The following is a 14115-nucleotide window of genomic DNA, read 5'->3' on the forward strand; positions in this document are numbered from 1 at the left end:
GTTGTTCCGGGTCGGCGGCTCAGGCGGCCAGCGGCATCGCCATGCGCCACGGCCAGCGGCTCGTGTCGTCGGCCGCGCGGCGGAAGTCCACGGCGGCCGGGCTGGCCGGAAAGGCCTCGGCGATGGTCTGCTTCAGCCGCCATGCGTCGGCAATGCGCGGATCAAAGCGCACCATGCCCGCGGGCTGCAGCGACAGCGCCAGGTAGCGGCTGCCGGCATTGGCGAGGTTGTTCATGATCTGCTGCGCGGCTGCGATGTCGACCACGCCGTTGATGAGAAAACGCAACTGCTTCAGCCCGTGCGCGTAGTGCAGGTTCTTGATGCCCGCGTAGGCGGAGGTGACCGACGCCGGGTGCGGCTTGAGCACCAGCAGCAGGTCGTCCGCGGCCTGCGCGAGCGGCGACAGCCGGCCCTCGCGGTCGAAGGCCGCATCGACGATGACCACGCCGTCGTGCCACAGCGCGCGCGGGTCGGTCGCGGCATGCGCGACGCCGGGCGGCGCCGGCAGCACGTGCACGCCGCTCGCCGACTCGACCTCGGCGCTGCCGAGCGTCAGGCGCTGCTCGGCCACGTCGGCGAGGTTGCCGAGCGGGTCCATGGCCCAGACATCGCAGGCCGAGCCTTCCTTCGGGCAGTGCTCGTCCAGCAGCAGCACGCGCCTTCCCTGCTGCACCAGCGCCACGCCCAGGTTCATGGCGGTCGTGGTGCCCCCGGCGCCCTGCCCCATGCCCGCCACGGCGATCACGCGCGTGGGCGTCGGCGCCAGCAGGCGCCGCAGTCCGTCCGCCTGATCGGCAACCAGCTTGCTCATTGCGTTCTCCTCACCCCAGCTGTTCCATCTCGCGCGGTGCCTGCACCGGCGCGGTCGATTCCGTTCCCAGCGCTTCCAGCAGCAGGAAGAGCTTGCCCACGCCCGCATACAGCGCGCCGCCGCTCATGGCGCGGCCGTTGCGCACCGCACGCCCGGTGAGCTGGCCCAGCAGCGCACGCGCGCGGTCGGCCCATTCGCCGTCGGCCTGCAGCAGGCGCCACACGGTGGTGGTCATCTGGCCCGCGACCAGCAGCCGCTTCATATTGTCGGGGTCGCCCAGCTCGCCGATGCCACCCACCATCTGCACGCCTTCGCGCAGCAGGCGGAAGCACGGCTCGGCGTCGTTGGCCCAGCCCTGCCATTGCGCGAGCTGCGAGACCGGCACTTCGGCACCGATGTTCGACAGCGCATAGCTCTGCGCCAGCACGTTGCCGCTGCGCGCGTCGAGCACGCGCATGGCCACGCAGCGCAGCGCGGGCATGGCGTCGCGCTCCACACCGGCCGCCGCGGCGGCGCTGTTGAAGCGCAGCACCACGTCCACATGCGCCTCGCACTGCACGGCGGGCTTGCCGCGGTACTGCACGGGCCGGCCTTCGCCGAACTCGAAGTCGATACGGGCGAGCGTGTCGGGCGTGCCGGTGCGTGCGTCGATCACGGCGGTGGAGCCCGGCGCGCGCGACAGCCAGCGCTGGCCGGTGGCCTGCCACTGCACCATGGCCTCGATGCCCGGCAGGCGCGTGAGCACATGCACCAGCGCCTTGCCGCCGAAATCCTGCTGGCGCAGCCAGGGCGCCTGGCGTGCGCCCGGCTTGCGAGACGGGTCCTTCATGCCGCGCGTGGCGGCGGTGGCGAGCCACTGGTTGGGTGCCGCGAGCGGCAGGCCCGTGCGGTCCGACAGCAGCAGGCTGCCGTGGCATTCGTAGGCGTCGCCGCCTTCGTTCGAACGCAGGCCGACCTGGCCCGACAGCGCGAGCACGTGGGTTTCGCAACCTGCGGCCACTTCGCTGCGCGCATGCACGGCCAGGTCCTGCAGCACGGCCTTCTGGCCGATCTCTTCGTCGCCCGACTGGCGCCAGAGGGCGCGTGCGCGCTCGAAGCCGATCTGCGCGCCGGCCAGCGCGCTGGCGGTGGTGGCGAGTTCCTGCGCGTCGTGCGCCATGGCACGGATCAGGTTCTGGTACTTCAGGCGCATGCGGTCTGTTTCGCCTTGCGCCTGCACCACCTGCGCGGAGGGGCCGGCGGCGGCCGATTCTTCCTGCAGGTCGCTCTCGGCGGGCACGAACAGCGCGTTGTGCTGGCGCGGCTGGAACACGCTGTCCACCAACTGTGCGCGGTCGGCCTGCATCAGGTTCTCGGGCACCTTCTGGCCGCTGGAGATGTAGTGCACCGGCAGGCGGTGGCGGATCACCGTGTCGATCAGCGCGCCGGGGTGCGTCGACTCGTCGACCTTGGTGAAGATGCAGCCGGTCAGGTCGTTGCCCTGGCGGTAGGCGTGCACCACTTCATTGAGCGTGTCGCCGTGGCTGGTGGCGTTGAGCAGCAGCAGGCGCTTCACCGGGCGCGGGCTCTGGCCCAGCATGGCGATCTGCTCGGGCACGGCGCGGTCGCGCTGGCTCATGCCGACGGTGTCGATCAGCACCATGTGCTTGTCGCGCAGGTCCTGCAGCACCAGGTGCAGGTCGGCCGCGTCCTTCACGGCATACACCGGCACGTTGAGGATCTGGCCGTAGATGCGCAGCTGCTCGTAGGCGCCGATACGGTAGCTGTCGGTGGTGACCAGCGCGAGCTTGTCGGCGCCGAAGCGCATCACGCAGCGCGCGGCCAGCTTGGCGGTGGTGGTGGTCTTGCCGACGCCGGTGGGGCCCATCAGCGCGTACACGCCGCCTTGTGCGAACAGCGCATCTTCGTCTTCGTGCACGGGCACGGCGCGGATCAGCTCCGAGCGCACGTAGGCCATGCCTTCGGCATAGGTCTGGCCGGTGGGCAGCTTCTCGAGCATGGCCTTGGACAGGCGCGCGCTGAAGCCGGCGCCGAGCAGCGTGCGCAGCAGGCGGCCGCGCACGGGGTCGCGGCGCTGCTTGTCGTTCCACACGACGCTGGCGAGCTGTTCCTCGATCATGCCGCGCATGGAGTGCAGCTCGTTGAGCACCGTGTCGGCGGGGGCAGCGGGTGCTGCAGGCGAAGGCACGGCGTGTGCAACCGGGGAAACCGGCGACAGCGGCATGGGGCGTCCGGCCGGCGCAGCCGCGACGGGCATCGCAGGCATCGCAGGCATCGCGGGTGCCACGGGCACGGCGACCGCGGCAGGCGCAACCGGCGACAGCGGCGCAATGCGCGCCACCGGTTCGACAGGCGCGGCGGCAGCGACAGGCGCTGCAGCCACTACAGGCACGGCGGGCGCCGCTGGCGCGGTCGTACCGACCACGTCCTGCACCTCGCCCTCGACCATGGCGACGATCTCCGCGCCCTCGGCAAGCACGCGGTGGCTGAGCACGATGGCGTCGGCGCCCAGCGCCTCCCTCACCAGTCGCAGGGCTTCACGGCTGGTGGCCGCGACGAATTTGCGTGCGCTCGTGCGCACGTCGGTGTGTTGGGAAGTCAAGTGCGTCCTCCAATGGCGGCGGTGATCTTGATGGTGCGGGAATCAGGGATCTCCGCATGCGAAAGAACCTTCAGCTGCGGCAGGCTGCGCCGCAGGAAACGGGAAAGCAGCACGCGCAGCGAGTGCTGCACCACGAGCACCGGCGCCAGGCCCAGTTGCTCCTGGCGCACGATGGCGGCCTGCGCCTGGCGCAGCAGGTTGTCGGCAATGCCGGGCTCGATGCCGCTGCTGCTGGTGAGCGCCTGCTGCAGCACGCCGTCGAGCGAGCCGTCCAGGCCGATGACCTGCATCTCGCTCTCGCCCGGGAACAGCTGCTGCGTGATCGCGCGGCCCAGCGCCAGGCGCGTGAGCGTGGTGAGTTCGGTCGGGTCCTTGATGCTCGGCGCGTGCTCGGCCATCACGTCGAGGATGGTGCGCATGTCGCGGATCGGCACTTCCTCGTCGAGCAGGTTCTGCAGCACCTTGTGCAGCGTGCTGAGCGACAGCACCTTGGGCACCAGGTCTTCGGTGAGCTTGGGCGCGGTCTTGGCGATCTGGTCGAGCAACTGCTGCACTTCCTGGCGGCCGAGCAGCTCGGCGGCGTGCGTCTGGATCAGGTGGTTCAGGTGCGTGGCCATCACGGTGCAGGCATCGACCACCGTGTAGCCGTACACCTGCGCCTGCTGGCGCAGGCCGGCGTCGATCCACACCGCCGCCAGGCCGAAGGCCGGGTCGCGCGTGGGCGTGCCGGGCAGCGAGCCCGTCACCTGGCCGGGGTTGATGGCCATCCACTGGTTCGGGTAGGCCTCGCCGCGCCCGATCTCCACGTCCTTCAGGCTGATGATGTACGTGTTGGGGTTGATTTCGAGGTTGTCGCGGATGTGCACCACCGGCACCAGGAAGCCCACCTCCTGCGCGATCTTCTTGCGGATGCTCTTGATGCGGCCCAGCAGTTCGCCCTGCTGCGACTGGTCCACCAGCGGAATGAGGCGGTAGCCGACCTGCATGCCCAGCGGGTCGACCATGGCCACGTCGTCCCAGGTGGCCTCGGCCATCTCGGCCGACGGCGCGGCGCTGGCGGCTTGCGCCGCGGCGGCGGCCTCCTGCGCGGCGGCCTTCGGCTTGTTCATGATCAGGCGGCGGCCCAGCCACACCAGGCCGCCCGCGATCAGCAGGAACGCCAGGTTCGGCATGCCCGGGATCATGCCCAGCAGGCCGACGATGCCGGCCGTGAGGAACAGCACCTGCGGGTTGGAGAAGAGCTGGCCCGTCAGCTGGCTGCCGACGTCCTCGTCGGTGGTCACGCGCGAGACGATCACGCCGGCCGCGGTGGAGATCACCAGCGCCGGAATCTGCGCCACCAGGCCGTCGCCGATGGCCAGCAGCGTGTAGGTCTTGCCGGCGGTCGAGAAGTCCAGCCCGTGCTGGATCATGCCCACCACCAGGCCGCCGATGATGTTGATCACCATGATCAGCAGGCCCGCGATGGCGTCGCCGCGCACGAACTTGCTGGCACCGTCCATGGAGCCGTAGAAGTCGGCTTCCTGCGCCACTTCCTGGCGGCGCTTGCGGGCCACTTCCTCGCCGATGAGGCCGGCGTTCAGGTCGGCGTCGATGGCCATCTGCTTGCCGGGCATGGCGTCGAGCATGAAGCGCGCGCCCACCTCGGCGATGCGGCCCGCGCCCTTGGTGATCACCATGAAGTTGATCAGCACCAGGATGATGAAGACCATCACGCCCACGGCGAAGTTGCCGCCCACCAGGAAGTGGCCGAAGGCCTCGATCACCTTGCCCGCGGCGTCCGGGCCGGTGTGGCCGTTCATCAGCACCACGCGGGTGGAGGCCACGTTCAGCGACAGGCGCAGCAGCGTGGAGAACAGCAGCACCGCCGGGAAGGCCGCGAAGTCCAGCGCCTTCATGGTGTACATGCTCACCAGCAGCACCATCACAGACACCGCGATGTTGAAGGTGAACAGCAGGTCGAGCAGGAAGGGCGGCAGCGGCAGCACCATCATGCTCAGGATGAGAATGATCAGCACCGGCCCGGCCAGGCCCTTGAACTGCGAGCCGCCGAACATGTTCGGCGGCAGCCGCAGGAAATTGGTCATCGCGTTCATGCGGCTTGCACGGCGTCAGCCGTCTCGGAATATTGAAGGTCTGCGGGAACCTGCAGGTCGGTGGGTGTGCGCGGCTCGTCGCCGCCGTCGTTCTTCCAGCGCTTGAGCTGGTACACCCAGGCCAGCACCTCGGCCACGGCCGTGTACAGGCCCGCGGGAATCTCGGCGCCCAGCTTGGTGTGCTTGTAGAGCGAGCGCGCCAGCGGCGGCGCTTCGAGAATCGGAATGTTGTGTTCCTTGGCCAGCTCGCGGATGCGCGCGGCCACCAGCTCGGTGCCCTTGGCCACCACGCGCGGCGCGCGCATGTCGCTGTCGAGGTACTTCAGCGCCACCGCGTAGTGCGACGGGTTGGTCAGCACGATGTCGGCCTTGGGCACCTCGGTCATCATGCGGCGGCGCGCCATCTGCTGCTGCTGGCGGCGGATCTGCGCCTTGATGTGCGGGTCGCCTTCGCTTTCCTTGTGCTCCTGGCGCACGTCTTCGCGCGACATGCGCAGCTTGCGGTAGTAGCTCCAGAGCTGGAACGGCACGTCGATCAGCGCCACCAGGAAGAGCGTGGCCGCGATCAGCGCGCAGTGCTTGGCCACCAGCATCGTCGCGTGCGGCAGCGCGTAGCTGGCGGGCTGCGCCATCAGCGCCATCAGCGCCTCGATGTCGCGCGACACCACCCACCACGCCACGCCGCCGATCAGGGCCGACTTGGCCAGCGCCTTCACCAGTTCGGCCAGCGACTGGGCGGAAAACATGCGCCCGATGCCGGCCAGCGGATTGAGCTTGCCGGCGTTGAAACTCACCGCCTTGGTGGAGAACATGAAGCCGCCGAGCATCAGCGGCGCGACCACGGCCGCCACCACCATCATGCCGAACCACGGGCCGATGGCCAGCAGCGCGTGCATGGCCATGAGCGCGGTCTGCGTCAGCATGTGGGAGGGGTCGAAGGCGCTGGCGCGGTCGAACTGCAGCGCGCGGCGCAGTGCGCCGTCCAGGGTCCGGCTGAGCGATTCGCCGGCGATCCACAGGCCCGCGCTGGCGGTGCCCAGCATCACGAACGTGGTGAGTTCGCGGGAACGGGCGACGTTGCCTTCCTCGCGCGCCTTTTCAAGGCGCCGCTCGGAGGCGGGTTCCGTTTTCTCGAGATCGCTTTCCTCTGACATTCATGCTCCGAACCGCTGTGGCGAGGGACGCCTTGCGCATGACCAAATTATTGAATTCAGTCGTCCGGAACAATCTGTCGATCAGGGCCCTTATCGCCCTGTTCTTCACACAATCAGCGCAGGCCGGCCGAGGCGGCCGGGCGCTGCGCGGCCTCAGAAGCCGAGGCTCTCCAGCAGGTCGTCGACCTGCGCCTGGTCGGTCACGGCGTCGGGGTTGCCGGCCTTGATCTGCGGGCCGTTCTGCAGGCTGTGCACGGCTTCCACGCGCTTTTCGGCCGGGGAGTTGTCGATCAGCACCTGGAGCAGCTGCGTCTCCACGTCGTTGACCACTTCCATCATCTTCTTGATGACCTGGCCGGTCAGGTCCTGGAAGTCCTGCGCCATGAGGATTTCCATCAGCTGCGAGTTGATCGCGCTGGCGCGCTGCGGCACGTCGTCGAGGTAGCCGCGCGTGTCCAGCACCAGCTCGCGCGCATGCTCGAGCTCGATCGGGTTCTCGAACCACTTGTCCCAGCGCTGGCTCAGGCCCTTGGCGTCGGCCGCCAGTGCTTCCTGCAGCGGCTGCGCCACGTCGATGGCGTTGAGCGCACGGTGCGCCGCGCGCTCCGTGGTCTCGGCCACGTAGCTCAGGCGGTCGCGCGCATCCGGAATGGCTTGCGCGGCCTTGGCCACTTCCTTGTCCAGGCCGAGCTCGCGCAGGCCTTCGCGCAGCTGGCGCGTGAGCTGGCCGATGCGGCCCAGCAGTTGTTCCGCGGTGTTGGTGGAGTCCGCAGCCTCCGTGGCGATCTGGCTCATGTCACGCGGCCTCCTTGGCGAGCTTCTCGAAGATCTTGGTGATCTTTTCTTCCAGCGTGGCCGCGGTGAAGGGCTTCACCACGTAGCCGTTGGCGCCCGCCTGCGCGGCCGCCACGATGTTTTCCTTCTTGGCTTCGGCCGTGACCATCAGCACCGGCAGCTTCTTGAGCTCCGGGTCGGCGCGAATGGTCTGCAGCATGGTCAGGCCGTCCATGTTCGGCATGTTCCAGTCGGACACCACGAAGCCGAAGTTGCCGCCGCGCAGCTTCTCGATGCCGGCCGCGCCGTCTTCCGCCTCGTCGACGTTGAGGAACTCCAGCTCCTTCAGCAGGTTGCGCACGATGCGCCGCATGGTCGGGAAGTCGTCCACAACCAGGATTTTGATGCTCTTGTCGATCACGATATTTCCAGCTCCAACATGTCGTTTTTCAAACTCGGTTCGTACGTTCGCCGAACGTACGAAGATGCGCCAGGACCCGGCGGCTCACTTCACTCAAGGGGGATACGTCGTCCACCGCGCCCAATGCGATGGCTTCTCGCGGCATGCCGAACACCACGCAGCTGGCCTCGTCCTGCGCCAGCGTGTGGGCGCCGGCGCGCTTCATGCGCAGCAGCCCTTCGGCGCCGTCCTTGCCCATGCCGGTCAGGATGATCCCGATGGCGTTCTTGCCGGCATGCTTGGCCGCGGAATCGAACAGCACGTCGATCGACGGGCGGTGGCGGTTCACGGGCGGCTCCTGGTCCAGGTGGGCCACGTAGTTGGCGCCGCTGCGGCCCAGCGACAGGTGGTAGCCGCCGGGCGCGATGTAGGCATAGCCCGGCAGCACGCGTTCGCCGTGCTCGGCTTCCTTCACGTTGATGCGGCACAGGCCGTCCAGGCGCTGCGCGAACGAGCGCGTGAAGCCGGCCGGCATGTGCTGCGCGATCATCACGCCGGGCGAGTCGGGCGGCAGCGGCTGCAGCACTTCGCGAATGGCTTCGGTGCCGCCGGTGGACGCGCCGATGATGATCAGCTTCTCGGTACTCAGCAGCGGGCTGCGCAGCAGCGATTCCTGCGGCGCGTCGCCGCCGGGGCGCACGGCCGCGGCATGCTTGCTCGGCTGGATCCGCGCGCTGGCGGCGGTGCGGATCTTGCCGGCAATGAGCTCGGTGTAGTTGAGCAGGCCGTCTCGCACGCCCAGGCGCGGCTTGGTCACGAAGTCGATGGCGCCCAGCTCGAGCGCGCGCAGCGCGATCTCCGAGCCGCGCTCGGTCAGCGAGGACACCATCACCACCGGCATGGGCCGCAGGCGCATGAGCTTCTCGAGGAACTCGAGCCCGTCCATGCGCGGCATTTCCACGTCGAGCGTGAGCACGTCGGGGTTGGTGACCTTGATGAGGTCGCGCGCCACCAGCGGGTCGGCCGCGGTGCCCACCACGGTCATGTCGCTCTGGCTGTTGATGATCTCTGTCATCACGCTGCGGATCAGTGCCGAATCGTCGACACACAGCACCTTGATTTTCTTGACGCTCACCGGTTTCCTTTGATTGCTGCCACGGGCACCCCGCGGATGCCTGATATGGCCGGGACATTGCCCGTTCTGTCCGAATCCGGCGCCGCGCGCAGGCCGGAGAGCCTGCGCAGCAGCTCGCCCTCCTCGTGCTGGACTTGCTGGACTTCCGTCTGCGCGCGCAGCTTGCGCACGATCGCCTTGCCGGTCGACGGCAGGAAGCACACGCGGCGCGCGTGCTTGCCGCGCAGGTCCTGCGCCGCGACTTCGATGCGTTCGTTGCGCAGGTAGCGCAGCACGAAGTCGGCGTTGCGGTCGCCGATGTTCAGCGTGGTCATGTTCGCCAGCACCGCGCCGCCGCCGAAGACCTTGGCCTGCAGCCGGTCGCGCCGCGCGCCCGCGCGCACCAGCTCGCGGATCAGCACGTCCATGGCGTAGGCGCCGTAGCGCATCGACTCCACGGCGTCGCGCGTGACGGAGGTGTTCTCGCAGTCGTCGGGCAGCATGAAATGGTTCATGCCGGCCACGCCCGCCTCCACGTCGTGCAGGCAGGCGGCCACGCAGGAGCCGAGCACCGTGCTCAGCACGGTGTCGCTCGAGGTCACGTAGTACTCGGAGGGCAGCAGCTTGACGGCCATGAGCCCGACGTCGCGGTCGAAGTAGTGATGGCTCGCCACCGAGCCCGGTGCGGCCGCGCGCGTGGCGTTCATGGCATGCCTGAAACGCCTGAAGTGCGGGTGCGCGCCACTTCATACACGGTCTGGCCCAGCGGGCGGAACGCCTGGTTGACAAGCGACGCGTTCTCCGAATGGCCCGCGAACAGCAGGCCGTGCGACTTGAGCAGCGGCGCGAAGCGGTCGAGCACCTTCTTCTGCGTCGGCTTGTCGAAATAGATCATCACGTTGCGGCAGAAGATCGCGTCCACCGGTTCCTTCACCGCCCACGAGCTGTCGAGCAGGTTGAGCCGCGAGAACTTCACCAGCGCCGCGACCTCGGGGCGGATGCGCACCTTGCCGGCGTTGGCGCCGGTGCCCTTGTTGAAGAAGCGGCGCAGCCGCTCGGGGGCGAGGCTTCGCACCTGCTCCGTGGTGAACACGCCGGTGGAGGCCTTGGCCAGCACCGCGGTGTCGATGTCGGTGGCGATCACGCGCGAGGCCGCGGCCTTGTCGCCCAGCGCCTCCATCAGCGTGATGGCGATCGAATAGGGTTCCTCCCCCGTCGAGGCCGCGGCGCACCATACGGTGACCGGCTGCCCGATCTTGCGCACGTGGTCGGCCAGCGTGGGGAAGTGATGCGCCTCGCGGAAGAACGAGGTGAGGTTGGTGGTGAGCGAGTTGATGAACAACTGCCACTCCTCCCCGTCCGGACGCTGTTCGAGCCAGTCGAGGTAGGTGGTGAACTCGGGGAGCTGGAGCTCCCGAAGGCGCCGCGAAAGCCGGCTGTACACCATCTGCCGCTTCTGTTCGCCCAGGGCGATGCCTGCGCGGCGGTGGATGAGTGTGCGCACTCGGGAGAAATCGCTGTCGGTGAAAAGGAACTCGGTAGTCACGGCTGCCCTGTAAGCATGGCTTTCAATGTACATAGGGCCCACTGTTTCCAATGGGCCGATCAGACGCGCAAAAGCCCGGCACTTCCGTGCCGAATTCCGAGGCGATTTCGGGGGGCATGTTCAGGGACCCGATGCGGCCGGGCCGGCATCCTGCGACCACACCAGGGCCGCGAGCTGCGCCGCATTGACCTGCGCCGCGCCCACGAAGAGCGCTTCCGACAGGCGTGCGGCCTCGCCGTTGTCGAGTTCGCAGGCCTCGGCCAGCGCCACGAACGGGCCGTAGAGGCCGCCGCGCGACAGGATGGCCTGCTGCACCGCCTCGGTCAGCTGCACCTTGCGCAGCACGCCTTCCATCGACACGCCCAGCAGCTGGTCGAGCAGCGAGAACATGCCGGCCACGAACAGGTTGTCGGACTCGCTGGGCGGCAGCATGCCCTGGCCCATGAGCTCGACGAAACGCCCGCGCAGGATGGCCTTCTTCATCATGAAGGGCGAGCCCGCCTTGTTGCTGGTGGCCAGCAGGAGCGACAGCCAGCGGTACAGCGGCGAATAGCCGAGCATGGCCACGGCGTGGCGCAGCGAGTGGATCTCCACCGCCATGCCGACCGAGGGCGAGTTGATGTAGCGCAGCAGCCGGTAGGTGAGCGCCGCGTCGTGCTTGAGCGCGGCCTCGATGGTGCGCACGTCCTCGTTGCGCTGGATCATCTGCATCAGCTGCACGATGAGCAGCGACTCGGGCTGCAGCGCGTCCTCGGCCTCGCGCACCGGCGGGTTGCCGAAGGCGCCGTCGATGAACACGTTGACGCGGCGCGCCACGCAGGCGTCGAACTCGCGCCAGGTGTGCACGTGCGCGGCGATGAGCTCCACCTCGGGGTGGCCCAGCAGGATCTCCTGGCGCAGGCGCGCCACGGTGTCGGCGTCGTTCGCTTCCACCTCGAAATGGGTCACGATGGCGCGCAGCTCGGTGTCGTCGGGCAGCGCCTTGGCGCCGCACAGCATGAAGCCGAAGCCCTGCTCGCGCAGGAACAGCAGGATGGAGCGCATGTCCGCGTCCAGCAGGTCGTCCGAGCCGATGCACAGCACCACGTTGTTCGCCGGCAGCGACTGCAGCTCGCTCTGGAACAGCGCGTCGACGGAGACGTCGACGAACACCATCTGCGGGCCCAGCAGCCAGCCTGCGTTCTCGGGGTTGAGGTGCACGGCCAGCGTGTCCATCAGCGCCTTGACGCCGACCGCGGCGGCCGTGCGCGCGCCGGGCTCGTCGCCCGGGCCGCGCCATGCCATGCGGTAGCCGATGACGCGGCGTTGCGCGTCCAGCAGCATTTCGTAGGCCACATGGCCGTTCGCACCCGGCTCGCTCGACAAGAGCGCGCCTGCGTGGGTGCCATTGCCTGGAGCCGAGTCATCGGATCCGGCACGTCGGAAGAAATCGAAACGCATTCAGCTGTCTCCGTCTTTGGTGTCAGAGAGCGATGGCGTCGGTCCTCCGCGCGGCACCCGCCAAGGCGACCGCGCTCGCGGCCTGCGCGCGCTGGATGCGCGGCATCGCGCCCACGTCGATGATGAAGGCCACGCTGCCGTCGCCCACGATGGTGGCGGCCGAGATGCCCGGCACCTTGCGGTAGTTGGTCTCCAGGTTCTTCACCACCACCTGGTGCTGGCCCAGCAGCTCGTCCACCAGCAGCGCGAAGCGGCTGTCGTCGGCCTGCACGATCACCAGGATGCCTTGCGTCGGGCTGGTCTGCGCGCCGCTCACGTCGAACACGCGGTGCAGCTCGATCAGCGGCAAATACTCGCCGCGCACGCGGATCACGTGGCCTTCGGCGGTGATGGAGTGCAGGTGCTCCGGCAGCGGCTGCAGCGACTCGATCACGTAGCTCAGCGGAAGAATGTAGGCCTCGGTGCCCACCTTCACGGACATGCCGTTCAGGATGGCCAGCGTCAGCGGCAAGATGATCCGCGTGGTGGTGCCCTGGCCGCCGCGCGAGTGAATCTCGACGTGGCCGCCCATTTCCTGGATGTTGCGCTTGACCACGTCCATGCCCACGCCGCGGCCCGAGATGTCGGTCACCTGCTCGGCGGTGGAGAAGCCCGGTGCGAAGATGAGTTGCCACACCTCCTCGTCGGGCATGGTCTCGGTCACGGCCATGCCTTGCTGCATGGCCTTGGCCAGGATGCGTTCGCGGTTCAGGCCCGCGCCGTCGTCGCTCACCTCGATCACGATGTTGCCGCCGTGATGCTGTGCGGACAGCAGCAGCTGGCCGGTGGCGTCCTTGCCCTTGGCCAGGCGCACTTCGGGCGTCTCGATGCCGTGGTCCAGGCTGTTGCGCACCAGGTGCGTGAGCGGATCGACGATGCGCTCGATCAGGCCCTTGTCGAGCTCGGTTTCCTTGCCGTAGGTGTCCAGGCGCACCTGCTTGCCCAGCTTGGCGCTCACGTCGCGGATCACGCGCGGGAAGCGGCTGAACACGTAGTCCATCGGCATCATGCGGATGGACATCACCGATTCCTGCAGGTCGCGCGCGTTGCGCTCCAGGTGGCCCAGGCCGCTCAGGAAGCGTTCGTAGGCCACGGGGTCCAGCATGGTCGCGGCCTGCGTGAGCATCGACTGCGTGATGACGAGCTCGCCCACGAGGTTGATCAGCTGGTCGACCTTCTCGACGTCGACGCGGATGGAGCTCGACTCCTTGGCGCCGGCGGCGGCCGGGGCCGCTGCAGCGGCTGCCGCAGGTGCGGGCGCGGCGGCGACAACCACTTCCGCCTTGGCCGGCTCTTCAGCCACGGCCACTGCCACGGGTTCCGGCTCCGGCGCGGCGGCCGGGGCTTGCGCATCGGCGGCGCCGGCGGCATCGCGCGAGATGTCGATCTGCGATTCGTCGATGACGAAGCAGCACACGGCCACGATGTCGTCGGGGTCGCAGGTGGTTTCCAGCAGCACGGTCAGCTGGTCGTTGGTGCGGGTGCGCGAGACGACCTTGCCGAGGTTGGCGAGCTCGCCGGCGAGCAGGTCGCATTCGCTGTCGGACAGGCGGGCGAAGCGCACGCGCAGCACGCCGTCACCCAGCGGTGCGCTCGCGGCGGCAACCGGCGCGGGAGCAGCGACCGGTGCAGGCGCGGGCGCCGCGGCCACCACGGGCGGTGCGGTGCCGTCGCCGCCGTTTTCCAGCGCGAGCTGCTGGAGCACGCCGCAGATGTGCGCGACCATGTCGGGATCCGGCTCCTTGCCGGCCTGGTAGGCGGTGAGTTGTTCTTGCAAGGCGTCCTTCGTTTCCAGAAATGCATCGATCATCGGAGCGCTCAGGTTCAGCTGCCCATGGCGGGCGCGGTCCAGGAGCGTTTCGAGCACGTGCGTGGTGTTGGTCAAGGCAGTGAAACCGAACGTCGCGGCACCACCCTTGATGGAGTGGGCTGCGCGGAAGATGGCGTTGAGCTGTTCGCTGTCCGGCGACGCGACGTCGAGCTCCAGCAGCAGTTGCTCCATCTCGGCGAGAAGCTCGATGGCTTCGACGAAGAATGCTTGTGTGAATTGACTGAGGTCCATCTGTTGTGCTCCGGACCGGCGTGTTGGCGCCGGCCGTTTGGTTTCTTGTGTGCGTCTTCGCTCGCTGCTCGCTGTTC

At 68.5% G+C, this 14115-nt stretch carries 11 protein-coding genes; all 11 read right to left on the reverse strand.

Annotation, left to right across the window (positions count from 1 at the left end):
• Window positions 1-19: 19 nt before the first annotated feature.
• Complete coding sequence (locus tag BM004_RS37860; RefSeq protein ID WP_093131096.1) at window positions 20-811, reverse strand: MinD/ParA family ATP-binding protein; 792 nt, start codon at window positions 809-811, stop codon at window positions 20-22.
• A gap of 10 nt (window positions 812-821) precedes the next feature.
• Window positions 822-3413: a flagellar biosynthesis GTPase FlhF gene (flhF, locus tag BM004_RS37865; RefSeq protein ID WP_093221712.1), complete on the reverse strand. Its 2592-nt coding sequence runs from the start codon at window positions 3411-3413 to the stop codon at window positions 822-824.
• Window positions 3410-5509: a flagellar biosynthesis protein FlhA gene (gene flhA, locus BM004_RS37870; RefSeq protein WP_093131100.1), complete on the reverse strand. Its 2100-nt coding sequence runs from the start codon at window positions 5507-5509 to the stop codon at window positions 3410-3412. Before flhA ends, flhF begins: the two co-directional genes overlap by 4 nt.
• Complete coding sequence (gene flhB / locus BM004_RS37875) at window positions 5506-6663, reverse strand: flagellar biosynthesis protein FlhB (protein ID WP_093131102.1); 1158 nt, start codon at window positions 6661-6663, stop codon at window positions 5506-5508. Before flhB ends, flhA begins: the two co-directional genes overlap by 4 nt.
• 153 nt (window positions 6664-6816) lie before the next feature.
• Complete coding sequence (gene cheZ, locus BM004_RS37880; RefSeq protein WP_093131104.1) at window positions 6817-7458, reverse strand: protein phosphatase CheZ; 642 nt, start codon at window positions 7456-7458, stop codon at window positions 6817-6819.
• A gap of 1 nt (window position 7459) precedes the next feature.
• Window positions 7460-7855: a chemotaxis response regulator CheY gene (gene cheY / locus BM004_RS37885; RefSeq protein WP_172839779.1), complete on the reverse strand. Its 396-nt coding sequence runs from the start codon at window positions 7853-7855 to the stop codon at window positions 7460-7462.
• A gap of 31 nt (window positions 7856-7886) precedes the next feature.
• Window positions 7887-8912, reverse strand: a complete 1026-nt coding sequence (locus BM004_RS37890) for a protein-glutamate methylesterase/protein-glutamine glutaminase (protein WP_371271223.1) — start codon at window positions 8910-8912, stop codon at window positions 7887-7889.
• Window positions 8913-8968: 56 nt separating this feature from the next.
• A complete protein-coding gene (gene cheD, locus BM004_RS37895; RefSeq protein WP_093221715.1) occupies window positions 8969-9658 on the reverse strand; it encodes a chemoreceptor glutamine deamidase CheD in 690 nt (229 codons plus the stop codon).
• Window positions 9655-10530, reverse strand: coding sequence for a CheR family methyltransferase (locus BM004_RS37900; RefSeq protein ID WP_093131110.1), 876 nt, complete (start codon window positions 10528-10530; stop codon window positions 9655-9657). The genes cheD and BM004_RS37900 overlap by 4 nt, the downstream gene beginning before the upstream one ends.
• Window positions 10531-10617: 87 nt before the next feature.
• Complete coding sequence (locus BM004_RS37905; RefSeq protein ID WP_256220257.1) at window positions 10618-11862, reverse strand: EAL and HDOD domain-containing protein; 1245 nt, start codon at window positions 11860-11862, stop codon at window positions 10618-10620.
• A gap of 97 nt (window positions 11863-11959) precedes the next feature.
• Window positions 11960-14038: a chemotaxis protein CheA gene (gene cheA / locus BM004_RS37910; RefSeq protein ID WP_093221717.1), complete on the reverse strand. Its 2079-nt coding sequence runs from the start codon at window positions 14036-14038 to the stop codon at window positions 11960-11962.
• Window positions 14039-14115 lie beyond the last annotated feature (77 nt).

It is taken from the genome of Variovorax sp. OK212 (genome assembly GCF_900112425.1).
In the GTDB taxonomy this organism is placed as follows: Bacteria; Pseudomonadota; Gammaproteobacteria; order Burkholderiales; family Burkholderiaceae_C; genus Variovorax.